This window comes from Bilophila sp. T19-St14 (assembly GCF_059728385.1).
Genome location: NZ_BAAGFT010000002.1, coordinates 893,462 through 916,282, shown reverse-complemented (window position 1 = coordinate 916,282; position 22,821 = coordinate 893,462). Strand labels below are relative to the sequence as shown.

Below are 22,821 nucleotides of genomic sequence, written 5' to 3'. Positions count from 1 at the left end.
GAGGAATTTATGGGATTTGTTTTTGATTTTCAGGGCAAAGCCTTCGGGCCGGTGGACAATGGCGCGCCCCTGTTCTGCATCGCCGGACCGTGTGCGCTGGAGAGCCGCGCCCACGCGCTGGAAGTTGCCGCCGCACTCAAGGAAATCTTTGCGGAGGCGGGAGTGTCTTTCCTTTACAAGTCCAGTTTCGACAAGGCCAACCGTTCTTCCGGGTCGTCGTTTCGCGGCGTGGGCATGGCCGAAGGACTGTCCATTCTGGCCGAGGTGCGGGAAAGCGTGGGCGTACCCGTGCTGACCGACGTGCATACCCCGGAACAGGCCGCACCTGTGGCCGAAGTGGCGGACATGCTTCAGACCCCGGCCTTTCTCTGCCGCCAGACCGATCTGATTGCGGCCGTGGCCGCCACGGGCAAGCCTGTGAACATCAAGAAAGGCCAGTTTCTCGCCCCGTGGGAGATGGAGAACGTGCTGCACAAGGCCAGAGCAACGGGCAACGAGCGTATCTGCCTGTGTGAGCGCGGCACGAGCTTTGGCTACGGCAGCCTAGTGGTGGACATGCGCGGGCTGGAAATCATGAAGCGCACCGGAGCACCCGTCATCTTTGACGCCACACATTCCGTGCAGCTTCCCGGAGCATTGGGCGACCGCAGCGGCGGACAACGGGAGTTCGTGCCCGTGCTGGCCCGCGCCGCCGTAGCCGTGGGCGTGGCCGGTCTGTTTATGGAAGTGCATCCCGATCCGGACAAGGCCCCCTGCGATGGCCCCAACATGCTGGCCCTGCGCAATCTGCCGCCCCTGTTGAAACAGCTCAGGGAATTTGACCGGTTGGCCAAGGAAACTGCGGAGGCACGGGTATGAAAGCCATCGCCGTCATTCCGGCCCGTTACGCTTCCACTCGTCTGCCGGGAAAGCCGCTGCTGGACATCTGCGGCAAGCCGTTGATTCAGCACGTCTGGGAGACAGTGTCCCGTGCCCGTGGGCTGGATGAAGTTGTGGTGGCCACGGACGACGCACGCATCGCCCATGCCGTTCAAGCCTTTGGCGGCAAGGTGTGTATGACTTCCCCGGATTGCCGGTCCGGCTCCGACAGGGTGCGCGAGGTCGCCGCCTCTCTTGCCGCTGACGTGTACGTCAATGTGCAGGGAGACGAACCCTTGCTGGAAGCTTCGGCCATTGAAAGGCTGCGGGACGTCTTCACGGAAGATGCAAGCGTTCAGGTGGCGACCCTGTGCAGCCGTATCAGCGAGGAACAGGCCCGTTCTCCGCATCAAGTCAAGGTCATCCGCGACCATGCGGGAAACGCGTTGTATTTCAGCCGCGCGCCGCTTCCCTTTGTGCGCGAGAGTGGCGAATCCACCGAATTTTTGGGTCATGTAGGCATCTACGCCTACAGGGCCGATGCCTTGCGCGGCTTTGCCTCTTTGCCGTTCTCTCCGCTGGAACAGGCGGAAAAGCTGGAACAGCTCCGTTTTCTCCAGGCCGGTATTCCCGTCTGTGTGCTGGAAGTGCCGCCGATGGGTGTAGGGGTGGACACCCCGGAAGACTTGGAGCGGGTACGTGCGGTGGTCAGAAAACGCCGCCGTGCGGAGGCGCTGGAAAAGCTGAAGTATATCCGTTTGATCATCACTGATGTGGACGGCGTACTCACGGACGGCAGTTTGTACTACGGGCCAGACGGCGAGTGTTTGAAACGCTTTCATGCCCGCGACGGCCTGGGCGTCAGATTGCTGCAACAGGCCGGAATACAGGTGGCCGTGCTCTCCGGACGGGACTGCCCGGCTCTGCGCAGAAGGCTCGCGGATTTGGGCATTACCAAGGCGGTGCTGGAGCAGGTGGACAAGCGGGCGGTTCTGTCGGGTATCATAGAACGTTGCGGCGTTTCCGCTGAGGAAGTCGCCTTTATCGGAGACGACATTCCGGACATGGAGGTCTTTGGTCTCTGCGGGGTGTCTGTAACTGTGGGAGATGCGCCGGATTATGTGAAAACCAAAGCCGATCTCGTATTGGAAAGCTTCGGCGGCCAAGGCGCGTTTCGGGAACTGATAGATTTGATCATAGATTTACATAGAATAGAAAAGTAATAGGAGTAAAGTGTGAAAATTTTAGTATGGAATTCCCCATTTATATCACAGGGTAATATTTTTTTCTTTAAAAACTGCTTTATTAAGACATTAATTCCTCAAGCTAACACATTGTGTAAAGCAGGACATAATGTTGATGTTATTATTACGGATTCAACAGTTGATGCTGTAGAGTTTCTTGATGTTCGAGCAAAAAAAATTTTTATATCAGGAGAAGATGTTTTTGAAATGTTAGATGGGATGTATGATCCAAATTCAAATTTTTATAAAAATGATCAATTTAAATTTAATAAAATTAGTAATGTATTATATAAAAAATTAAATAATCATTATGATGCTATATTATTATGGGAAACACCAGTACCTTTTCTTGAAAAAATGTATCCAGAGGCATTGATTGCCCATCAGATGCCTGGTGTATTTTGCCGTCCCCCTTATCCTCATTTAATAACATTTGACGTTACAGGTCTTTATAAAAAGGGTACTATTTATAATAGTTGGAAAGATATCGTAACATACGATACACATCATGGTACTGCATATGAATTTATAAATATTTGCTATAGTATATTTTCTAAACTCAATGTTTTCAGTGATAAAATAGATAAGGCAAGAAGTAAATATCATAAAATACATTTATTACCACTTCAGGTCAGTGCGCATTATGCCTTTGGAGTAGACTCAGGCTATCATTCACAGACAGAATTACTTTTTGATGTAAGCAGGACTATCCCTAGAGATGAAGGAATATTTGTAACACAGTATATTACACCTAATACTTCAGATAAAATTTTGTCTGGCCCTGTTGTTCGTCTTTTGAATAGCAGATATAGTAATATCATATATGATCCTTTATTTAATGAAATAGATTCAGTGTCTCAATATCTTGTTCCATTTGTGGATGGAATAATTAGTGTTTCATCATCATTATTATTTCAAAGTATGCTTTGGAATAAAAATATAAAAGTTTTTACAGATAGTTTCATGAGTCCTTATGCAGATGAAAATATATTTTCCAGTAAACTAGATATTAAAAAAGCTCACACCAATACAATAAATTTTTTTATTGATAAGCACCAAGTTCTTGCTTCTAAACTTGAAGAACCTATATTTATGACAAGGTTCCTTGAAGAACTTGTAGAGAAGAAAAAAAAAGGGAAAACTGGCATTGATACTTTTTGTTGTTTTTCAGATATAGATGATAATTATAGTGAAAATTTACTAAACTCTTTTAGGTATAATAGAAGCCGAAAAAGTTTAAAATCATTTTTTCCAAAAGTTATAGAAAAAGATATACAACTAGATAAAATAGATAAAAATATAAAAAATAATGACTTTGAAATTATTTCTTTTGATATTTTTGATACACTTATATCCCGTGTAATAGAAAAACCTGCTGATCTTTACTTATTTTTACAAGAGATTTGCTTTAAGGAAAGTAATGGTATAATCGGTAACTTTGCCCTATTTCGTACTCAAGCAGAAATTGAATCACGAAAATTATTTGAATCAGAAGAAACTTCTCTCGACTTTATATATACATATATTGAAGAAAAATTCCATTTGGACAGAGAGCTTCTAAAAAAGATGAAGCAGCATGAACTTAATCTGGAACTAAAATTCTCTGTTCCACATCCACTTGGAAATAAAATATATAAAATTGCACAGGATTTAGGAAAACGTATTATTTTAGTCACTGATATGTATCTCCCTCAGGTATTTATAGAAAAACTCCTGAATGAGAATGGCTATTCAAACTATGAAAAACTCTATGTTTCTTGTGAAATTGGCTGTTCAAAGCGTAAGGGTGATATTTATAGGTATATTATAGAAGATCTCGAGATTGCTCCTGAGAAGATACTTCATTTTGGCGATAATAAGAAGAACGATATTGAAAATAGTACAAAAAACAAATTAAACTCTTATTATTTATGTAATGCCATTACAAGATTGAGAATAAATAAAAATTATTATGAAATATTTTCTCCTAAAAAGGCAACAAACAAAGCCAGGTCTGCTTGTGTTGGCCTTATTGCATTGAAGGCTTTTTCTGCTACTACTCCAGATTATGAAAAAAATAGCCTTTTTCTTGGCTCTACTCATATGCTTGGATATGCCGGCCTTGGCCCTATCCTGCTTTCTTATGTTTTATGGCTAATAAGAAGGGCAAATGAAATTGGCGTAAAGAAGCTTTATTTCCTTTCTCGTGAGGGGTGGTTAATTAAAGAGATTTACGATATTGTAGCCCCTTATTTCAATGGAGCCCCAGAGAGCGTATATTTATACGCGTCGAGACGTGCTTTGAATATGGCTACATTAAATACTGAAGCTGATATTATAGCAATTGCATCCTTACCTTACGTTAATGGATCAAGTATTTCAGAGCTGATTAAATCAAGATTCGGTATAGAATACAATCAATTTTGTGATACTGATTTAGAACAAAAGATTGAGTACTCTGTTGAAGGAAGGTTACGTTTTGTACAAATGTGCTTGAAATATAAAGAGGCAATATTTGCAAAAGCTGAAACAGAGCGAAATGGCTATATCACCTATCTCAGTTCCCTGGGGTGTTATGATGAAAAAGAAATCGCTATTGTAGATCTAGGCTGGAAGGCAAGGATGCAAACGAAACTCCATAAAATTTTGGGAAAAAAGATAATTGGTTTTTACTATGGTACAATTTCTGAGTTTGAATATTCATTAACACTAGGGGATAATGTTCATGCTTTCTGCACAGAAGGCGCGGATACTTCAAGTTCAAATTTATTAATTAATAATAGGAAGCTCTTTGAACTACTCATATGCAGTGATGATATGAGCTTGGAATATTTTTCTTTAAATGACGGAAAGCCAGTTCCAAATTTCATAGATGAAGAGAATTATTACGAACGGAAGTCATTTATTTCTTCTATTCATGCTGGATGTATAGATTTCTCTCGAGATTTTGTTCGATATTTTTCAGACTTTTTGAAAACAATGTTTATTACGCCTGAATTCTCTACCCGAGTTATGGAAAGTTTTATAAAAAAACCTATGCCATTAGATATTGAACTTTTGAAAAATATTTTATTTGCTGATGCTGTAGGCGGTTTGAAAAAAAGCTCTGCAATGGATTTTTTCAATATAAAAAAGAAAGTTCCGCCGACAGAAACAGCATCAAAAAAAATTAATGAACCTAAAGTGATAGAAAATAAACCTACAGTTGTCCGCAAAATAGAAAAATATATATTTACCAAACTACTTTCTTCCCGTAAACGAAATAAATACTTAAAGGATCGTCAAGGTTTTTTTGAGGATAGTAACCATAGCATCCTTCATTGGTGGTATAGAAAATTTTAAATAACTATTGGGATAGCCTAACTCTTCAAGGATAGATGTCAGGGACGAGTGATGTTCAGTTTCTCAAAGAAACTTCCTATCCGGATAGCCAGTGCTCTTCTGCAACGGGAAAAGGTGGACTTTTCTTCATCTTTTGTCATTGGCTGGGGCCACAAGCCTACAGCGGACAAGGCCCGGCGCTACGCCGCTCAACATAATCTCCCCTACATCGCGCTTGAGGACGGTTTTCTGCGCTCCCTTGACCTTGGCTGCAAGGGGGCGCAGCCGCTCTCTCTGGTTGTGGACCATACGGGCATCTATTACGACGCCAGGGAACCGTCCGATCTGGAGAATCTGCTCAATGCTTCCGGCTGGGAAACGCCGGAGCTGTTGGATTCCGCCCGGCGCGCCATGCGGGACATCATTCGGCATCGCTTAAGCAAGTACAACCACGCTCCCGATGCGCCGCAAGATCTGTGGGAGACAACACCGGCTCCCCGCGTGCTGGTTCTCGACCAGACGGCAGGCGATGCCAGCGTCACGCTGGGCGGCGCGGACGAGGCCACGTTTCGGGCCATGCTGGAAGAAGTCCTGACGGCATATCCGCTTTCCCATGTCCGGGTAAAAACGCATCCGGATGTCATTGCCGGGAAAAAGCGCGGCTATCTTGCCGACCATGCAGCCGGGCGCGGCGTGCGGGTCATTGCGGAAGATTATGCGCCGCTCTCCCTGCTGGCCGGGGCGGATGCAGTCTACACGGTCACGTCCCAGATGGGCTTTGAAGCCCTCATGCTCGGCAGGGAAGTCCATTGCTTCGGCATGCCCTTCTATGCCGGATGGGGGCTGACCAGAGACAGGCAGACCTGCCCACGCCGCCAGCGGAAACGGAGCCTTGAGGAAATCTTTGCCGCCGCCTACCTGCTGTATGCCCGGTATGTGAATCCCATACGCGGCGAACGCTGCGACATCCATGACGTCATCGGCCTGCTGGCCGAACAGCGAAAGCAGAATGAACGCAACCGCCGTTTCCATGCCTGCGTGGGGTTTCCGTGGTGGAAACGGCCTTATGCGCGGGCCTGTCTGCACTCCACCGGCGGTGAAACGACATTTTTCCGGGACGAAAAACGGGCCGTCCTTTCGGCATGGGCCAACGGCGGGGAAATCGTCGCATGGTCATCCGGCGTGGATGCAGCCCTGCAAAAGGAATGTGACGATGCGGGAGTCACGCTGGCGCGCATGGAAGACGGATTCATCCGCTCCGTGGGGCTGGGTTCGGATTTCAACTGGCCCTATTCCCTGGTGGTGGACAGAAAGGGCATCTATTACGATCCTTCCCGGCCCAGCGAACTGGAAGACATCCTCAACGCCGTGCCGGAACATCCCGACCGTACCGCGCTGCTGGAACGGGCCGCCGCCCTGCGCGCCCTGATTCTGGAAAAGGGACTGACCAAGTATAATACCGGCTTCCGGGCCGCTCTGCCGCCAAAATTTCCGGAAGGAAAAAAGATTGTCCTCGTGCCGGGGCAGGTGGAAGACGACGCCTCCGTGCGCTGCGGCGGCTTCGGCATGGCCAATCTGGATTTGCTGCGGGCCGTGCGGGAAGCCAGACCGGACGCCTTCATCGTCTACAAGCCGCACCCGGACGTGGAAAGCGGCAATCGTCGGGGCGCAATTCCCGAAACGGAAGCCCGGCATTACGCGGATGTCCTGCTGCGCGACTTCCCTATGGGGCGTCTTCTGCCTCTGGTCCAGGAGGTACATACCCTGACTTCCCAGACCGGATTTGAGGCATTGCTGCGGGGAGTCAAAGTATGCACCTACGGCGGGCCGTTCTATGCGGGATGGGGGCTGACGGAAGACAAACAATCCTTCCCCCGCCGCAAGGCTTGCCTGAATCTGGATGAACTGGTGGCCGGAGCCTTGCTGCTCTACCCTTCCTATTACGACTGGCAGACGGAAAACTTCTGCCGGGCGGAGGATGCCTGCCGCCGTCTGCTCCAGCCGGACGGCCAGATGCGGGGACGTGTCTGGGCGCGGCTTGCCTCTGCCGCACGCGGTTTCCTGCGGAGGATGGGACGATGAAAACCCATCTCTTTCTCCAGGGGCCGCACGGCCCCTTTTTTCGGCGTCTTGGGCGGGCGCTGGCCCGTCAGGGGGATACGGTCATCCGCGTCAACTGCTGCGGCGGCGACGTGGTGGACTGGCCCTGGCCTCACACCCGGCTGTTCAGGAAAAAGCCCACGGTCTGGAGCGAATGGATTGCTCGGCTCATGGATAAGGAACAGGTGACGGATCTCCATGTCTTCGGGGACTGGCGGCCATTGCACCGGGAAGCCGTCCTGCTGGCCAAAGTCCGGGGTATCCGCGTTTGGGCCTATGAGGAAGGGTATCTGCGTCCGGATTATATCACAATGGAACAGGGCGGCGTGAACGGCCTTTCCTCCCTGCCGGACTCCAGAGAAGGCATGGCGGAACTTGCCGCCCGATGCCCGGACGTTCCTGAAGCCCGGAAAGTCGGCAATCCCCAGACCGTCAAGACATGGCGGGCCATCGCCCATTATGCGGGAACCATCTTTCTCTGGCCGTTTTTCCGGCACTTTCAGACACACCGCCCCCAAAGCGCCAGCCGGGAAGTCTGGGGCTGGTTTCTGCGTGTGTTGAGCCGCCCCGCTCGCAGAAGGCGTTCCGCTCAGGCCCTTCGGGCCGCGTACCGCTCGCATGCGCCGTACTTCCTCTTTCCCCTCCAGCTCGACGCCGACTCGCAGGTTCGCCGCTATTCGCCTTACAGCGGCATGAAGGAGGCCATCGCCTGCGTGCTGACTTCCTTTGCCCGAAGCGCCCCTGCGGATACCCACATCCTCATCCGCAATCATCCTCTGGACAACGGCCTTATCGACTATGCGGGCTTCATCGCCTCATTCGCCGCGGCCTGCGGCATCAGCGACCGGGTACACTTCATCGAGGGCGGCAAGGCGCATCAGATGATGGACAAAAGCCTTGGTGTGGTGGTTCTGAACTCCACCATAGGGATTTCCGCCCTGCGTCAGGGCAAGCCGGTCTACTGCGTGGGCACGTCCATCTACGCCATGCCCGGCCTGGCGGCAAACAGCGTGGAAATGCCGCTGGATGCCTTCTGGAATAAACCTCGTAACCCGGAAGATGTCGCACTGGCGGACTTTGAGCGGGTACTCAAGACACATGCCCTGGTCAACGGAAGTTTTTATACCCAGGAGGGCATCCGCGTGGCCATTGACGGGATTCTGCAAAGACTGGAGGGCGATTAGGTGGGCACTTGCCAAGCCTGTGGGGAAGGCTTATATAGAAAGGGAACCCCGGTTCCTGCTACCAACAGAAACCGGGGCTGGCGCGGCGCGTTACAGCGCCCCGCACGGTTGCTTGAGGTTTTTTTCATAGCCCCGGCCCATCGCTACAATGGGCCGGGGCATTCTGCTATCTGGCGTCAGACGCCAGCAACAGCACCACAGCCAGGGCGATAAGCGAGACCATGACCAAACGTCTCATGGCCGTGCTCCTTTTCCGGCTTGCGCCGCGCCGAGCGCAGGCATTTCAAAGAAAAGAAGCAACCGTGCGGTTTGTGTTATATCCCATCCATTCCCGCCTGACAATGCGGGATACCACTGAAAAATCATCGTAACCGGACGGTTGAACGTGCCCGCCTTTCGCGTGTTTCGTGATGTATCCGCTCCCGCTCCATTTCCTCGGCTTCACGATTGAAGTTCTGAATCTGCTCTGGAGTTGGCTGGAATAAAGCGATGTCGATGTCTCCGGCCACGCCGAAAGCCTGGCCGACAATCCGGCGTTCGTAGAGTACCCTGATGTTTTTATCGCGCTGGGAAGACGGGGCGGGGGTGTGTCTTGAAAGTTCCGCCAATACCTCGGACTTCGTGTATCCAGCGCAACGCAGATACAGAGCCGTCATGTAGTCCAGACGCGACCGCGCCAGTTTTGTATTTGCGAAACGCCGTCTCACCATTTCCCGATAGGCCGGAAAAGGCGTGGTCAATGCACCGGTCTTGGGAAACTCGAACGGTCTGACCCGCATGTCGGGCGCAATCCGCCGCCTGAAGCGCCATAGATTAGCCTGGCGCGGACTTCGCTTGCCGAGCCAGTGCTTGAAGCGCCTGAGCCGCTCCGTTTTTTCTGATTGAGCCTGCCTGTTCCGCAACGCCGCTTTTTCCTCTTGTTCCTGTTCTTTCAGACAGTGCCGGGCGATGTTCAGTATGGAGAGTCCACGCGGAGCAAGACGTGCTATGGCTGTTTCCCGGCGCTCCCGCTGCCGCTGCTCCAGTGCCTCCTGTTCTTCTTCCCTTCTCTTTCTGGCGTGATATTTTTCTTCCGCCAGTCTTTGCCGTTCTTTCTGATACTCCAGCCATTCCTCCCGGCAAACGTGACTGACCGGCTCCGGGGAGGGCTTGCTGAATGACCGTTCAGAATAATAGCCGGGTTTGAACTCGCCGAGTCGCTTGCACAGTTTGGATAATCCGAAACTCCTGTCAACACTGGATGCCTTGACCGCCGTGTCTCCCACGAAAATTATCGCGCCGGAACCTTTACGGACGAAACGCAAACCGACCGCATCCAGTCCGGCGTGAAGTTCTTCCCAGCATGTGGCGTTCCGGATGGCGGTACACCCTTTTTCCCGCGCTATCCGCTGTGTGGACTTTTCGCCTGTGGCGTTCTCAAAATCTTCCGCTCCGGGACAGGGCCTGGCTTGTTTCGGCGGAGCGTTGCAGACAATATTCCCTTTTTCATCGACCCGGTAGCGGGCGTGTTCCTGACTGGCCCAGCCCTGTTTATGCTCGATTTCCGCCACGATTCTGTGTGCGGCTTCGATGTCGAAGCCACGGTGGGGCTGAACCACTCTTTCCGTATACGGATGCGTCCGGTTCACGACTATGTGGACATGGAAATTCCCCGTGTTGGCGTGAGCCGCCACCAGCGTCTGGTGACCTTTCAGTCCCATGCGTTCCAGAAAAATGTTCACGGCTTCCAGCACCTGCTCACGGTCGGGCATCTCGTTTTCCTGCCACGACATGGCCCAATGAGCGACCGGCATGCGGCTTTTGACGGACTCCTCGGCCAACGCTATCATTTCCCGCTTCCACGCCTCCGTAGTTCCGGTCAGAAAATTCATGCCGAAGGCGTAAAGCCGTTTCCGGTTCCCTTCCTCATCCTTGTGGGCAAGCACATAATCCACCAGACCGCCGATCATGGCGGCCTTGGTTTTCTGGAAACTGGTGCGCTTGAACTTTTTCAGAATCATACCGTCCCGCTCAATGCCTCAATGGTCCGCCGGATTGACTGGAGCGTCCGGTTCACTTCTTCCAGGCTTTCCGCTCTTCCCGTTGCCCGAATATCCGTAAGATGATGCTTGAGCAGACCCCCAAGTCGTCGCAGTTCCCGGATAGCCTGCTCGTCCGTTCTGGCGATGATGGGTCTGCCGCCGAAAAACAGCCGCCGCATGTATTCGGAAACGGAGAGTCCGGCTGTCGCGGCCTGCCGGATCAGTTTTTCGTCTTCCCCGGCGGTAAGTCTGAGCGTCCGCCGCCTTTGAAATCTGTTTGTCGTCTTCCGTTTTTCCATCTGTCTTTCCTGCCTTTTGGAGAGCGTGAGAAGCGCAGCGCCGAATGCTCTTCTGGAGTCCAGAGGCGCAGCCTTTGGCAGGTTTGTGGCTGGCGTCAGACAGCTACCAACCTGTAAGGAAGAACTCCCGACGCGGCCTGAAACCGCTTCGTCTCTTTTTCGGCATGTATTCACGCCCTGTTTTTTCTCTTTTGCGGCAAGCATAGCTGAAATTTTGTGCTGATTACCAGAGAAAAAAGCAAAAAGACCATATTATATTTCTATAAACAATATATAATGTGAATTTTTACTTTGTAATGAAAAAAAAATTTTTCATCCATATATGTGCAATATAGTCTGTATATATATCGTATAGTACGATATTATCCAGAAATTTAAATTGAATATAATATCATATACGTGGTATGAAAAAGGGAAATATCCATTTCTCTAACCGATATGCAAAAGGAACAATCGACTATGGCAAAAGCGCAACGCTACTCAATGGAACAGATAGAGAATGCCCGAAAAAAGCTCCGCAGTCTGGCCGCCAAAAGGGTCGGCAAAACGCGCGCGGAAGTGGCCGGACTGCTGGCCGGGGAGATTCGCAAGGCCGTTGAACAGGGATACTCGCTGCAAGAAATTCGGGATGTGCTCGCTCAGTCCGGAGTTCAGATTTCTCTTGCCCGGATGCGAAACTTGCTCAACGGACCGGATGAAAAGGACAATGACGCAGGAGAATGTAAAGTTCAAAATGGCGTCAACCTTGAGGCGTATCAGGCTGATGCCTTCCCGAAACCAGGAGCAGATTCTGATGAAGTCCGACAGGAGGAGGTACGGCTATGACGCGAATTATGCCTGTCCAGCTTACCCTTTTTACTCTACCGAATCTTCCTGTTCGCGCGTACAGCTACAAAAGAGCGGTCGAGAACGGTCTGAATCCACGAACTTATAAGGTCCCTGATGAGCCGATGGATGCCGAGGCCATTCTTGAGTTCAAAGTATGGGGAAAAAGTCCCTGTCTCGGCTGCTACTTTCGGAATATTGCCGATGGCGGAAAGTTTGTGCTGTACGCCTACGACAATGCCCATAACCGTCGCTATACGCCTCGTGATGGGGTGATTGATTTCAGCGAAGCGGGCATTGAAAACGGGCTGTACCGGATAGTGACGCGGAAAACGCGAACCGGGAAAACGACCTGGCAAAGCGCCGCTTTGCTTTTTGGGCCCGACCGGCAGGAGGCTATCGCGGCATATATCCGTGAAGCGCTATGGTAACGGTTTTCAGCTTGGTGGAAGTCAAAATAGAAACGGCGCGGCCAGGGTTCATGTCCCGGTCGCGCCGTGTTTTGGGAATAGGCCGGATGACCTACCCCGATTTTCATCTTTTACAGGCCAAAGAAAGCCAATTCCAGCTACAATTTTTAGGGGTTTATTATGGGGGTAAAATTAAAGTAGCTAAAATTTATTATATTGATATATTTGTTTATATTTATAAAATTTTGATTTTCATGAAAATGCAAGACGCTGAAAAAACATGGGATTTAATACGTGGACAGGCGGGACAAAGCACTGTCCTGCGCACCACAGGTTTCAACGTCAACGAACAAATCAGCTCCGGCTACCGCGACGCCAACTCCACCACGGTGGAACAGGAAGACCGCGTTGTCCTGCGTGACTTGCAGGAACAGATAGAGGGCGAGGCCCACTTTGTCTTTTCCGGGCAGATCGTCCGGGGGGATATGTTCTTCGCCAATCCCTCTCTCAAAAAGGCGCAACTGCGTGTGCCGCAACTCCTGCAACTGAGCTTGGAGAAATCCTATGGCGATGCCGCGTAAGAAGATGATATTCCCTCTAACTAAAAATGGTCGCCAACCTTGCAAGAACTTCTTCCATGATGACGGACGGAACCCTTTCCAACTGTCTGCCGGATCTCGCCCGCAAGTCCAAGGCGCGGGGCTGGTCACAGCGAATCACTCCCGTGGTGCGTGTACCGCATCCACTGAGCGATACCGCAAATCCAGCAGTACGGGCAAAATTACCGCCGCTGGTAATCGGCAACACCACGGGAACCTGCGTCACCCTGTTGAACTCATCGGGAGAAACCACCAACACCGGGCGTGTCCCCTGCTGCTCATGACCCTCCGTAGGGTCAAGAGTCACCAGATAAATATCACCGCGCCGCATCAGAGCAGCTCCCTGCCAGTGGAGCTTGAACCAGTCCACACGCCATCCTCGCCGGAAAGAGGCGCGGAAGCGTCACATTGGGCCAACAGTTCTTGCAGGCTGTATTTCTTCCTGACGTTCGGCTCAATAACCAGACGCCCGGATTCCACGGCCATGCTTACAGCCGACCCCGATTCCATTTGCAACATTTCCAGAATGGCGGGCGGCACGGCCAGCATCACTGAACCGCCGACCTTTCTCAAATTGCTTGTATACATGGTAAACCTCCATAAGTTATATTTTTATATAACTCACAACCTCCAAAATAGCAAGCCGTTTGGCAATACCGCGTAGGAGAACAATTATGTTGCGAGTCATACAATCCGTGAAAATCATGGCACTTGTCTTCTGTCTTTTTTTGGGAATAACCTCTTTTGCCCACGCCGGAACGCCCATATCCGACCGTATGGCTGTGGAAGCGGGTGTAAAAACGGAAATCGCCAAAGACCTGGCGTCTCCTTACTCCCCGCACGAAAGTCTCTCCGGCAGAACCTGTCTCGACGGCAGGCCGGTGGACGGCTTTCAGGGCGACATTGTAGAACTCTGGTCAAATCTTGAGTGCCCTTTCTGCGGTATTCAGGAACCGCTTCAGGCGCAGCGGGACAATCCCGGCCTGTGCATCGTCGTGCGGCATATCCCCTCGGATGAATACGGAGAATCGCTGAAAAAAGCCCTGAGTTATGAAGCTCTGAAAACCTTTTCCGTCAATGCGGCGCATCGCTTCTGGGATGCCGTTCTGCCGAAAACTTCTCTCGGTATTCCGGTTCCCTATGAAGCTGCTCTCCAGACCGCGATTCAGGAAGCGGCCATTGCGCCGGATGCCTTCGCGGACGCCCTGCAAGCCGCCGCTCCCCTGGTGGGCGCGGATATTGTCGCGGCGCAGTCCCGTATCACTTCCACGCCGACATGGATTCTGGAAGGTATCCGCTTCCCCGCCTGCGACTTCAAGGCGACGGAACTTCCCGTAGCTCTGAAACTGGCCCGCAAGACCCGCTCCGGGGACACGGACGCACAGGAGCGTGTGGTGGAAATCATAACGCGCGGCCTGCTGAACGAGCCGCTTATTTGAGGGGGAACGCATGAGCGTGCATTTTCTGAGCAAAAAGTATGATTGGGCGACCCCCTGGCCGCTGTTCCGAGAACTGGATGCCAGATTCGGGCCGTTTGAACTGGACGTGTGCGCCACGGCGCACAACGCAAAATGCAAGAAATTTTTTTCACCGGAAGATGACGGACTGAACCAGGTCTGGCACGGCGTCTGCTGGATGAATCCTCCCTACGGACGGGCGCTGCCGTATTGGATGGCCAAGGCCGTGAACGAAATTGAGATGGAACGCGCTGAAAGAGTGATCTGCCTCCTTCCCGCACGGACAGATACGGCATGGTGGCACAGGTATGTCCTGCCCTTTGCGGCGGAAATCCATTATCTGCGCGGGCGTATTCGTTTTGAAGGGGCGGAATCTTCCGCGCCTTTTCCGAGTGCAGTAGTCCTTTTTGAAAAACTCCCTCACAGCGCAGGAGCTTTATCCGGGCTGACAGATAAAACGGTTTCTCTCCCATGACCTGACCTCTTGACAGTTTCGTCTGTCTCTTTTATTCTTACAAGTAAGAAAAGCATTACTTATAAGAATAGGAGGCCAGAATATGGAACTCGCCAAGCTCACAACCAAGGGTCAAATCACGATTCCCATTGAAATTCGTAAAAAACTCAATGTGGGAGCGGGAGACAAGGTTGTTTTTCTTGAGGAAAACGGACGGATTTTCATTGAAAACGCTGAAAAGCTGAAATTCGCCCCGGATGAACATTCCGGCGGGAAGAGTTAGCGCCGTAATCAGTTGCGTCGCCTTCCCGCCTTTCAGATAAGGATGGGAACGCATGGCCAGACGGCGCAAGCAGACTCACGACCCCCGCCAGTTGTCGTTCTTCGACATAATGGCGAACCAGATCGAAGAAATACGGGAAGAAAACATTCAGGATGACATGCGGGAGGAACACATTCCCGCCCCCTCAGCAGAGGGTGAACAGGAACAATCCATTTCCGTCACGCCGGAAACTGAAACAAAAAAAGAGGAAGAAAGCCAGCCGGAACCGGCACGGAAAGAAACGCCTTTTCCCTTCCCCACAAATGACGGGGGCAAGAGACGCCTTGGCTTCAATGGAAGGGGCGATTCCGTATATGAGCTGCAAGACGGCTCCCGCATGTACAGTCCCAACCTGGACATCATGCAGTTCCTTGACGGTGAAAAAAGGACACCTGAAAAACTGTTCGAGGCCGGAGCGGACGACTTTCTGACCATACAGGAAATTTCCCAATTCACCCATATCCTTCCCCAGGAGGTGCAACATGCTCGACAGACCAACCTATCCGCTCGAAATCGCAAGAAAGGTACTCAGGCCCGAAACCATCAACGACGTGAGAAGCGGCGGATACACCAGTTTGGGCTACTCGATTCTGGATCGCTGGGCACTGAACAGCCCCGAAAAGCTGAAAATGCTGGAGGCGATGGGGACATTGGATTTGTTGGTGACTCTGGATCAACAGGCAACCATAGAGAACAGAGCACTGAGCAGCGAGACGGCACGGCAGGCGAGCCTGCGGGGTATGTCAGATTCGGAGATATTGGAGAGCATGGGAATCGACATGAACCTGAAAATTACCAAATAACCTCCGAGGACAGGTTGGGCGTTGGCGGCGCAAAAACCAAATATGTGGATAACGTCGCCGCCATACGCCTGCTCAAACAGCTTCAGGCCAACGGCGCGGCACTGGCCACGCCGGAAGAACAGAAAATCCTCGTCCGCTATGTGGGTTGGGGCGGGCTGCCGCAGGTCTTTGACGCCCAAAACGAACAATGGGCTGCCGAATACCGGGAAATGCAGGGCCTGCTTTCCCCGGAAGACTATGCGGCCGCCCGCCGTTCTACTCAGGACGCCCACTATACCTCGGAAACCGTTATCAGAGGCATCTATCTGGGGCTTTCCCGCCTCGGCCTTGGTACTGGAGAATCGCTCCGTATTCTGGAACCTTCGGCGGGCATCGGCAACTTCATTGGCCTCTGTCCCGAACACTTCAATGCAAAATTTCTTGCAGTAGAACTCGACCCCACGACTTCCGCCATCGCCAAGTACCTTTATCCGAAAGCTCTGCATATAAATAACGGCTTCCAAAATACCAACAGCAAATCAACAATTTTCGACGCCGTAGTCGGCAATCCCCCCTTCGGCAACCAGTCCCTGTATGACCCGGACTTTCCTGAACTGCGGAAATTCTCGGTTCACAACTACTTCCTTGCCAAGTCCATCAGCCTGCTGCGGGAAGGCGGCGTCGCGGCCTTTGTGGTCAGCCGCTATTTCATGGATGCCGTCGATTCCTCGGCCCGTGAGCATATCGCGGGACAGGCCGACCTGCTTGGCGCTATCCGCCTGCCGGAAACGGCCTTTCGCCAGAATGCGCTCACCGATGTCACGACCGACATCGTGTTTTTCCAGCGGCATGACGGCGAAAACAAACGCAGCCGGGATTGGATAAACACGGCTTCCATAGAGGTTGATGACCTCAAAAACGGCGGCAGGCGTCCGGCCACGGTCAACAGCTACTTTGTGGAAAATCCCCGGCAGATTGTCGGCACACTGGCTTTTTCCGGGGGAATGTTCGAGGGGGCGCTGAACTGCCTGCCCGATCCGGTTCATGCGGATTTGGGACAAGAAATCGCCGCGCGGCTGGACGTGCTTCCGGCGGACTGTTTCATTCCGCGAGAGGAAAATCCGCTCAATGCGGAAGTCAGGGTACGCAACGCCGACTTCATTCGCAGCCCGTATTTCCAATCTCTGAAAACGGATGCCCTGTGCGTGGAGCCGCAAAGCCGGAAGATTGTCTTCAAAACCGCCGCCGCATTCGGTGAAAGCGATTACGACATTTTCCCGGTCAAGAATGAAACGGCCCGCCTGCGTCTGGTTTCCATGATTCAAATCCGGGACACCCTGCGCGAACTGCTTAACGAAGAAAAGTCCGCCGATGCCGATGAAGGCCGCATGACGACGCTGCGCCAGAGGCTCAACTCGCAGTATGACGCTTTTGTCAAAAAATACGGCCACCTCAATTCCCAGACCAATCGCGGCCTCATGAGGAGCGACCCGGAACATTCCCTGCTGGAATCGCTGGAACTGGATTACGACAAGGGCCTGTCGCCGGAGACTGCCCGCAAGCATGGCGGCGAGGCGCGTCCGGCATCAGCAAAAAAAGCCGCCATTTTCCGCCAGAGGGTACTCAAGCCCGCCCAGGTCGTGGAACATGCGGAAACCATCAAGGATGCCCTGCTCATTGCCCTGCGGGAAAACGGCAGGGTGGATTTCAGCCGCATGGCGCAGCTTCTCCATCGTCCGGCGGAGGACATTCAGACGGAACTGCGGGAACAGGGGCAGATTTTCCTCAATCCCGCCAGTGAGGAATGGGAAATCCGCGACAGATACCTGACCGGCAATGTGCGGGCCAAACTGCGCCAGGCACAGGAAGCAGCCCAAACGGACGCCCGTTTCGCTCCAAATGTGGAAGCCCTGTCCGCCGCCATGCCGCCGGACATCGAAGCCGTGGACATCGGCATCAGATTCGGTTCCTCCTGGGTTCCGGCGCAGGTCTTTGCCGACTTCGTGGAACACCTGCACGGCGGCAAGGGGATGCAGACCATCAGTTACCTGCCGACGCTGGGGCGCTGGGAAGCGTCCGTCAGCATATGGGATGCTTCGCTTGCCTCCAGCGTATGGGGCATTCCCGAATATTCCGCCGGAAAGATTATCGAAGCCCTGCTCATGAACAAGCCCATCAAGGTACAGAAGGAAAGCGGACAGCGTGACGACCAGGGCAGGCCCATCATGGTCATCGACCAGGAACTGACAGCCGCCGCCATGCAAAAGGCCGATGAAATCAAACAGGCTTTCCTCGATTGGGTCTGGGTCGATGACCAACGACGCGACATGCTTACCAAACTCTACAACGAGCGGTTCAATACCAACGTGCCTCCAACTTATGACGGTTCCCACCTTGAACTGGTGGGCGCTTCCGAAGCCGTCAAGCTGCGTCCGCACCAGAAAAATGCGGTCTGGCGCGCCATCCAGGAAGGCACTTGTCTGTTCGACCATGTGGTGGGCGCGGGGAAAACGCTGGCCTGTGTCGCTACGGTGATGGAGTCCAAACGCATGGGCTTTCTTTCCAAACCCATGATTGTTGTCCCCAACCATCTGTTATATCAGTGGAAAGATGAATTTTATAAACTCTATCCCGATGCGAATATTCTGGTGGCGGACAAGAATGACTTTACCAAGGCCAACCGGGAAAGGCTGTTCGGGCGTATCGCCACCGGCGATTGGGATGCCGTCATTGTGGCGCACAGTTCCTTCAAAAAAATCGACATGCCCCACGATGTGCAGGAGGAAATCCTCAAGGAACAGATTGACGCGGTGATTGAGGCCATCGAAGCTTCAAAGGCTGCGGAGGGCGGACGGGCCACGGTCAAGCAGTTGGAGAAACAGCGAGAAAAAATGGAGGAACGCTACAATGCCCTGCTTGCCGGAACAGGGCAAAAAGACCGGGCCGTGGACTTTGCTGATTTGGGCGTGGACGCCTTGTTTATCGACGAAAGCCATGAGTTCAAGAATTTGGCCTTCCAAACGACCATGAACGTGTCCGGCCTGGGGAATATCAGCGGTTCCGCTAAGGCGATCGACCTGTTCATCAAGTGCCGCTATCTGCAACGCCAGAACAGCGGGCGTGGTGTGTACTTCATGACCGGAACTCCCATCAGCAACACCATTGCCGAAGTTTATACTCTGCAACGCTATATGCAGTATGATGAACTGAAAGACAAGGGTATAGAACACTTTGATGCCTGGGCATCAACTTTCGGGCAGGTCACAAGCGGTTGGGAGTTGGATGCTACGGGAGTAAACTACAAACTCTCATTTTACGTCCAAATAGACTTATTTAGACTCATAATATTTTATATTTCAATATGTTATATTAAAACAGTCATCCAGAGAAATCCAGAAATAGCGCCTTGCATCCCGCTGTTTTCCGGGTATTATTCAGGGTATCCATACAAATCGGCATTCTGAAATATTCTCATATAATCTATTGAGAATACTACAAATATTTTTATTTGTGGGTATCGGATGCCACTGGATTCATGGGGATTTACGGGTATCCCGAATACGGAGAAAATCATGCTGGATGACCACATTATTCAAGGCTTGAAAACCGCCGACAAACCGAAAAAGTATGCGGACGGCGGCGGGCTGTTCCTGTTCATTCCGACCAGCGGCAAAAAACTCTGGCGGCTGGCGTACCGTTTTGAACGAAAGGCCAAGCTCCTTTCCTTCGGCGAGTATCCCCAGGTATCACTCCGCGCCGCACGGCAACGCCGGGATGAAGCCAAGGCCCTGCTCAAGGACGGCATTGACCCGGCGGAACACAGGAAGGCCGCACGGACATCTGCCTCCAACGCTACGTTCCAATCCGTGGCTATGGAATGGTACGAACGGGAAACCCTTCACTGTAAAAACCGCTATCGCGCCTTCATGTTGCGGGGGATGACGGAATATTTCTTTCCGGCCTTCGGCGGCAAGGCCATGACAGACGTTACCGCCGAGGACATTATGAGCGCCATCGAACCGTTGCGGCAATCCGGGAAATTGCGCGGAGGACGCAGGCTGACGGATGTCTGCGGCCAGATATGCCGCTATGCCGTCGCCACCGGCAAGACCGCGCGGAACGCCACGGAAGATCTGCCCGCTTCGCTGCGTTCCAGACAGACAGGCCACAGAGCCGCCGCGCTCGACGCCGGGAAACTCGGTCAGATTATGCTGAACCTTGAGCGGCATGACGGCTATTTCCCTGTGCGGTGCGCCCTGCGACTGGTTCCCCTGCTGTTCGTCCGTTCCGGTGAATTACGCTGTGCGGCATGGAACGAATTTGATTTCTCCCGCAGGCTCTGGGTTATCCCCGCGAAACGCATGGCGACGAAACATGAGCATGTTGTGCCTCTCGCGCCGCAGGCAGTAAAAATTCTCAGGGAACTGAAGGAATACTCCGGTCATGGAACCATGCTGTTCCCCGGCGTCCGTTCTCCTGAACGCCCCATCGACATATCCACCATCACCGTTTCCCTGCGCAGACGCGGATATGACGGCGCAAAACTGTCCTTTGACGGAATCCGTTCCCTTGCCGCCAGATTGCTGTTCGACGTTGGGTACGAACAGAACATCATCGACTTGCAGCTGGCGCACTCCGGGCGCACACGTTTTGACCCGTGGCAGCATCTGCCGGAAAGAAAAACCATGATGCGGGAATGGGCCAGGTATCTTTTTCTCCTGCGGGACAAGGCGTTGCGGGATACATCCAGTCAGGGAGGTACGTCATGCTGACCGACACGCAAATCAGGAATCTGAAGCCCGCTGAAAAAGCGAAAAAGTACGCGGACGGCGGCGGCCTGTTCCTCTATGTCGCCAAAACCGGCTCAAAACTCTGGCGTATGGCGTACCGTTTCAACGATAAGGAAAAGCTGCTCAGCTTCGGGGAATATCCGATTGTCTCCCTGAAGGATGCCCGGACAAAGCGAAATGAGGCGAAAAAGCTGCTTGCCGACGGCATTGATCCGGGCAAACGCAAGAAGGAGATGAAAAACGCCGCCCTCCTCGCGGAAGCCAATACCTTCGAGCATGTTGTTCTCGAATGGCACGATACGCAGACAGTCCACAATTCCGAAAAAGACAGAGGGAGAAAACTGCACACATTCAAACACTATCTTTTCCCCGCCTTGAAACGGAAGCCCATTTCCGAGGTCACGGCGCAAGACCTGCTGCTGATACTCAAGCCGCTTGAAAGAAAGGGAAAGGAACTTATCGCCCACAGAATCATCCAGTATTGCGGCATGGTTTTCCGCTATGCGGTTGCCACAGGCAGAGTGCCGCGCAACATTGCCGCCGATCTTCGCGGAGCCATACGTCCGCATCAGGGCAGGCACAGGGCCACCATCGTTTCCGCTGAAAAAATCGGCGTGCTTCTGAACAGGCTGGACAACTATCACGGACATTTTCAGGTCAAATGCGCGCTGCGCCTTTTTCCCCTGCTCTTTGTCCGTTCCGCCGAACTTGCCCGCGCCGAATGGAACGAGTTCAATCTGGAAACGCGGGAATGGCACATCCCGGCCGAACGCATGAAAATGCGAAAGCCGCACATTGTTCCGTTGTCATCACAAGCCGTTGCCATTCTCAAGGAGCTTCTCGACGTCACCGGAGGCGGAACATATCTTTTTCCCTCAAGAAACAGTGTGAGGAAGCCTATCCACTACTCCACGCCCTTACAGGCGTTACGCGCTATGGGATACGGCAAGGAGGAGATGTGCATTCATGGCTTCCGGGCTATGGCCTCAACCCTGCTCAATGAACAGGGCTTTGAGCCTGACTGGATTGAGCGTCAGCTGGCCCACAAGGAAAAGAATACTTCCCGTATCGCCTACAACCATGCCCAATATCTTCCCCAGCGGCACCAGATGATGCAGGCATGGGCCGACTATCTGGACGGCTTGCGCGAAGCAACACAGACGGACAATGACATGCTATAGCGCCATCTGAAGTCCGTAAAAGACAAATACGTCTAATACAACACAGTGCAAACAGTGTTTTTATGTGTTATTAGAGTTGTGCAATCTCAATAGATTACACAACATAACTTTCAGACACAAAAACATGTCAAGCTGTATTTTGAATTTTTTTTGAACACACGCGGCATTTCACAGGACACTATTGGATTTATCCCGCTGTATGCGGGGACCTCGAAAACGAAAGAGCGGGAAAACCCATGATATACTGTGCCGAACATAACCAGACAGGAGGAAATCCATGCAAAATCTCCCCAATAACGCTCTGCTCCGTCTGCCGCAGGTACTCGCGCTCATTCCCGTCAGCCGCAGCGCGTGGTGGGCGGGCTGCAAAAGCGGCCGCTATCCGAAACCCGTCAAACTCGGCCCGCGCACAACGGCGTGGAGGGCAGCGGATATTGCCGCACTTCTGGAAAAGCTCACCGCCGAACCGGAGGAAAAATGAAACTCGTTTCTTCCCCGGCTTTTCGTCCGTCCCCCCCGCACGGGTGCCGGAAGCGGTCATCCGGTCAAGGCCATGTCCTGCCGGGCCGCTTCGCGGGCCTTGACCGGGTGCCCTTGCTTTCCGGCTATGGATACTTGCGGGCGACGGACGAGGAAGCCTCCGGCGGGGGCTCTGTCAAAGGAAGTCCGCAGTTCAAAAACACAAACGCAGCAATACAAAAAAGCGTTTTTCGCCTCCCGCGGTTTTCCCGCATACCGACATGCGGCGGGCATGATGCACACAAGTCTGCCTCGACTTACGCTCCACAGAATCTTCCCGATACATACGGCGTTGCCTCACACGCGGCGTTCAGATACCCGCGCCGTCATGCGCGTTATGCCGACCTTGCCTTGCGTCGGATACTGTCTACACGGCTTGCGCATAGCGTTCTGGCATTCGCCGCATACCGTCTCCTCATGTGCCGGATGTTTATCTGGAGCCATCAGTATACCTACCAGCGACACGCCGGATACAA

Annotated in this window: 21 protein-coding genes; 16 read left to right on the top strand and 5 right to left on the bottom strand. The window is 52.4% G+C overall.

The features are described 5' to 3' along the window. The first annotated feature begins 9 nt into the window (after positions 1 to 9). The 5 genes from kdsA to AC6I1V_RS18320 all read left to right on the top strand — a co-directional run bounded on the left by kdsA (position 10) and on the right by AC6I1V_RS18320 (position 8,686). Complete coding sequence (kdsA, locus tag AC6I1V_RS18340) at positions 10 to 858, top strand: 3-deoxy-8-phosphooctulonate synthase (RefSeq protein ID WP_497737323.1); 849 nt, start codon at positions 10 to 12, stop codon at positions 856 to 858. After that, positions 855 to 2,081 carry a 3-deoxy-manno-octulosonate cytidylyltransferase gene (gene kdsB / locus AC6I1V_RS18335; protein WP_497737322.1) on the top strand — a complete coding sequence of 409 codons (1,227 nt, stop codon included), beginning with the start codon at positions 855 to 857 and terminating at the stop codon, positions 2,079 to 2,081. Before kdsA ends, kdsB begins: the two co-directional genes overlap by 4 nt. 12 nt (positions 2,082 to 2,093) lie before the next feature. Further along, positions 2,094 to 5,423: an HAD family hydrolase gene (locus AC6I1V_RS18330; RefSeq protein ID WP_497737321.1), complete on the top strand. Its 3,330-nt coding sequence runs from the start codon at positions 2,094 to 2,096 to the stop codon at positions 5,421 to 5,423. A gap of 114 nt (positions 5,424 to 5,537) precedes the next feature. Beyond that, entirely contained in the window at positions 5,538 to 7,484 is a 1,947-nt protein-coding gene (locus tag AC6I1V_RS18325) for a capsule polysaccharide biogenesis protein (RefSeq protein WP_497737320.1), read from the top strand. After that, on the top strand, positions 7,481 to 8,686 hold the full coding sequence (locus AC6I1V_RS18320; RefSeq protein ID WP_497737319.1) for a capsule polysaccharide biogenesis protein: 1,206 nt from the start codon (positions 7,481 to 7,483) through the stop codon (positions 8,684 to 8,686). Before AC6I1V_RS18325 ends, AC6I1V_RS18320 begins: the two co-directional genes overlap by 4 nt. Before the next feature lie 362 nt (positions 8,687 to 9,048). On the opposite strand, the gene AC6I1V_RS18315 is transcribed toward AC6I1V_RS18320, so the two are convergent. Both AC6I1V_RS18315 and AC6I1V_RS18310 read right to left on the bottom strand, forming a co-directional pair. Continuing rightward, the gene (locus AC6I1V_RS18315) at positions 9,049 to 10,686 is read right to left on the bottom strand and encodes a relaxase/mobilization nuclease domain-containing protein (RefSeq protein WP_497737318.1); all 1,638 of its coding nucleotides are present in this window, start codon (positions 10,684 to 10,686) and stop codon (positions 9,049 to 9,051) included. Next, complete coding sequence (locus AC6I1V_RS18310) at positions 10,683 to 11,006, bottom strand: plasmid mobilization protein (protein ID WP_497737317.1); 324 nt, start codon at positions 11,004 to 11,006, stop codon at positions 10,683 to 10,685. Before AC6I1V_RS18310 ends, AC6I1V_RS18315 begins: the two co-directional genes overlap by 4 nt. 459 nt (positions 11,007 to 11,465) lie before the next feature. Here AC6I1V_RS18310 and AC6I1V_RS18305 point away from each other — a divergent pair, with 459 nt between their 5' ends. From AC6I1V_RS18305 to AC6I1V_RS18295, 3 genes are all read left to right on the top strand, one after another. Further along, complete coding sequence (locus tag AC6I1V_RS18305) at positions 11,466 to 11,831, top strand: hypothetical protein (RefSeq protein ID WP_497737316.1); 366 nt, start codon at positions 11,466 to 11,468, stop codon at positions 11,829 to 11,831. Next, complete coding sequence (locus AC6I1V_RS18300) at positions 11,828 to 12,262, top strand: hypothetical protein (protein ID WP_497737315.1); 435 nt, start codon at positions 11,828 to 11,830, stop codon at positions 12,260 to 12,262. The genes AC6I1V_RS18305 and AC6I1V_RS18300 overlap by 4 nt, the downstream gene beginning before the upstream one ends. Positions 12,263 to 12,348: 86 nt before the next feature. Further along, complete coding sequence (locus AC6I1V_RS18295; RefSeq protein ID WP_497737314.1) at positions 12,349 to 12,822, top strand: hypothetical protein; 474 nt, start codon at positions 12,349 to 12,351, stop codon at positions 12,820 to 12,822. Between the two features lie 16 nt (positions 12,823 to 12,838). Here the strand turns inward: AC6I1V_RS18295 and AC6I1V_RS18290 are convergent, their stop codons facing one another. Both AC6I1V_RS18290 and AC6I1V_RS18285 read right to left on the bottom strand, forming a co-directional pair. Further along, the gene (locus tag AC6I1V_RS18290; protein WP_497737338.1) at positions 12,839 to 13,171 is read right to left on the bottom strand and encodes a type II toxin-antitoxin system PemK/MazF family toxin; all 333 of its coding nucleotides are present in this window, start codon (positions 13,169 to 13,171) and stop codon (positions 12,839 to 12,841) included. Continuing rightward, positions 13,171 to 13,428: an AbrB/MazE/SpoVT family DNA-binding domain-containing protein gene (locus tag AC6I1V_RS18285; RefSeq protein ID WP_294621571.1), complete on the bottom strand. Its 258-nt coding sequence runs from the start codon at positions 13,426 to 13,428 to the stop codon at positions 13,171 to 13,173. Before AC6I1V_RS18285 ends, AC6I1V_RS18290 begins: the two co-directional genes overlap by 1 nt. Before the next feature lie 86 nt (positions 13,429 to 13,514). On the opposite strand from AC6I1V_RS18285, the gene AC6I1V_RS18280 reads away from it, so the two are divergent. The 8 genes from AC6I1V_RS18280 to AC6I1V_RS18245 all read left to right on the top strand — a co-directional run bounded on the left by AC6I1V_RS18280 (position 13,515) and on the right by AC6I1V_RS18245 (position 22,307). Further along, complete coding sequence (locus AC6I1V_RS18280) at positions 13,515 to 14,279, top strand: DsbA family protein (protein WP_294621564.1); 765 nt, start codon at positions 13,515 to 13,517, stop codon at positions 14,277 to 14,279. A 10-nt stretch (positions 14,280 to 14,289) separates the two neighbouring features. Beyond that, on the top strand, positions 14,290 to 14,772 hold the full coding sequence (locus AC6I1V_RS18275; RefSeq protein ID WP_294621557.1) for a DNA N-6-adenine-methyltransferase: 483 nt from the start codon (positions 14,290 to 14,292) through the stop codon (positions 14,770 to 14,772). Between the two features lie 82 nt (positions 14,773 to 14,854). Further along, positions 14,855 to 15,034 (top strand): AbrB/MazE/SpoVT family DNA-binding domain-containing protein, encoded by a 180-nt coding sequence (locus tag AC6I1V_RS18270; protein WP_294621550.1) that lies wholly within the window; start codon positions 14,855 to 14,857, stop codon positions 15,032 to 15,034. 521 nt (positions 15,035 to 15,555) lie between these two features. Further along, positions 15,556 to 15,876: a hypothetical protein gene (locus tag AC6I1V_RS18265; RefSeq protein ID WP_300831807.1), complete on the top strand. Its 321-nt coding sequence runs from the start codon at positions 15,556 to 15,558 to the stop codon at positions 15,874 to 15,876. 44 nt (positions 15,877 to 15,920) lie between these two features. Beyond that, a complete protein-coding gene (locus AC6I1V_RS18260) occupies positions 15,921 to 19,319 on the top strand; it encodes a helicase-like domain-containing protein (RefSeq protein ID WP_497737313.1) in 3,399 nt (1,132 codons plus the stop codon). A 108-nt stretch (positions 19,320 to 19,427) separates the two neighbouring features. Further along, positions 19,428 to 20,627 carry a tyrosine-type recombinase/integrase gene (locus AC6I1V_RS18255; RefSeq protein ID WP_320861186.1) on the top strand — a complete coding sequence of 400 codons (1,200 nt, stop codon included), beginning with the start codon at positions 19,428 to 19,430 and terminating at the stop codon, positions 20,625 to 20,627. Further along, positions 20,621 to 21,826 carry a tyrosine-type recombinase/integrase gene (locus AC6I1V_RS18250; protein WP_279028211.1) on the top strand — a complete coding sequence of 402 codons (1,206 nt, stop codon included), beginning with the start codon at positions 20,621 to 20,623 and terminating at the stop codon, positions 21,824 to 21,826. Before AC6I1V_RS18255 ends, AC6I1V_RS18250 begins: the two co-directional genes overlap by 7 nt. Before the next feature lie 277 nt (positions 21,827 to 22,103). Next, positions 22,104 to 22,307, top strand: a complete 204-nt coding sequence (locus AC6I1V_RS18245; RefSeq protein WP_279028213.1) for a helix-turn-helix transcriptional regulator — start codon at positions 22,104 to 22,106, stop codon at positions 22,305 to 22,307. A gap of 335 nt (positions 22,308 to 22,642) precedes the next feature. On the opposite strand, the gene AC6I1V_RS18240 is transcribed toward AC6I1V_RS18245, so the two are convergent. Beyond that, the gene (locus tag AC6I1V_RS18240) at positions 22,643 to 22,789 is read right to left on the bottom strand and encodes a hypothetical protein (protein WP_279028215.1); all 147 of its coding nucleotides are present in this window, start codon (positions 22,787 to 22,789) and stop codon (positions 22,643 to 22,645) included. Positions 22,790 to 22,821 lie beyond the last annotated feature (32 nt).

Coding starts and splice junctions, on each gene's coding strand:
- AC6I1V_RS18290 (WP_497737338.1), bottom strand. CDS start 13,171: ATGCGGCGCGGTGATATTTATCTGGTGACTCTTGACCCTACGGAGGGT.
- kdsB (WP_497737322.1), top strand. CDS start 855: ATGAAAGCCATCGCCGTCATTCCGGCCCGTTACGCTTCCACTCGTCTG.
- AC6I1V_RS18265 (WP_300831807.1), top strand. CDS start 15,556: ATGCTCGACAGACCAACCTATCCGCTCGAAATCGCAAGAAAGGTACTC.
- AC6I1V_RS18305 (WP_497737316.1), top strand. CDS start 11,466: ATGGCAAAAGCGCAACGCTACTCAATGGAACAGATAGAGAATGCCCGA.
- AC6I1V_RS18275 (WP_294621557.1), top strand. CDS start 14,290: ATGAGCGTGCATTTTCTGAGCAAAAAGTATGATTGGGCGACCCCCTGG.
- AC6I1V_RS18300 (WP_497737315.1), top strand. CDS start 11,828: ATGACGCGAATTATGCCTGTCCAGCTTACCCTTTTTACTCTACCGAAT.
- AC6I1V_RS18320 (WP_497737319.1), top strand. CDS start 7,481: ATGAAAACCCATCTCTTTCTCCAGGGGCCGCACGGCCCCTTTTTTCGG.
- AC6I1V_RS18240 (WP_279028215.1), bottom strand. CDS start 22,789: ATGGCTCCAGATAAACATCCGGCACATGAGGAGACGGTATGCGGCGAA.
- AC6I1V_RS18270 (WP_294621550.1), top strand. CDS start 14,855: ATGGAACTCGCCAAGCTCACAACCAAGGGTCAAATCACGATTCCCATT.
- AC6I1V_RS18310 (WP_497737317.1), bottom strand. CDS start 11,006: ATGGAAAAACGGAAGACGACAAACAGATTTCAAAGGCGGCGGACGCTC.
- AC6I1V_RS18295 (WP_497737314.1), top strand. CDS start 12,349: ATGACCTACCCCGATTTTCATCTTTTACAGGCCAAAGAAAGCCAATTC.
- AC6I1V_RS18255 (WP_320861186.1), top strand. CDS start 19,428: ATGCTGGATGACCACATTATTCAAGGCTTGAAAACCGCCGACAAACCG.
- kdsA (WP_497737323.1), top strand. CDS start 10: ATGGGATTTGTTTTTGATTTTCAGGGCAAAGCCTTCGGGCCGGTGGAC.
- AC6I1V_RS18285 (WP_294621571.1), bottom strand. CDS start 13,428: ATGTATACAAGCAATTTGAGAAAGGTCGGCGGTTCAGTGATGCTGGCC.
- AC6I1V_RS18250 (WP_279028211.1), top strand. CDS start 20,621: ATGCTGACCGACACGCAAATCAGGAATCTGAAGCCCGCTGAAAAAGCG.
- AC6I1V_RS18280 (WP_294621564.1), top strand. CDS start 13,515: ATGTTGCGAGTCATACAATCCGTGAAAATCATGGCACTTGTCTTCTGT.
- AC6I1V_RS18315 (WP_497737318.1), bottom strand. CDS start 10,686: ATGATTCTGAAAAAGTTCAAGCGCACCAGTTTCCAGAAAACCAAGGCC.
- AC6I1V_RS18245 (WP_279028213.1), top strand. CDS start 22,104: ATGCAAAATCTCCCCAATAACGCTCTGCTCCGTCTGCCGCAGGTACTC.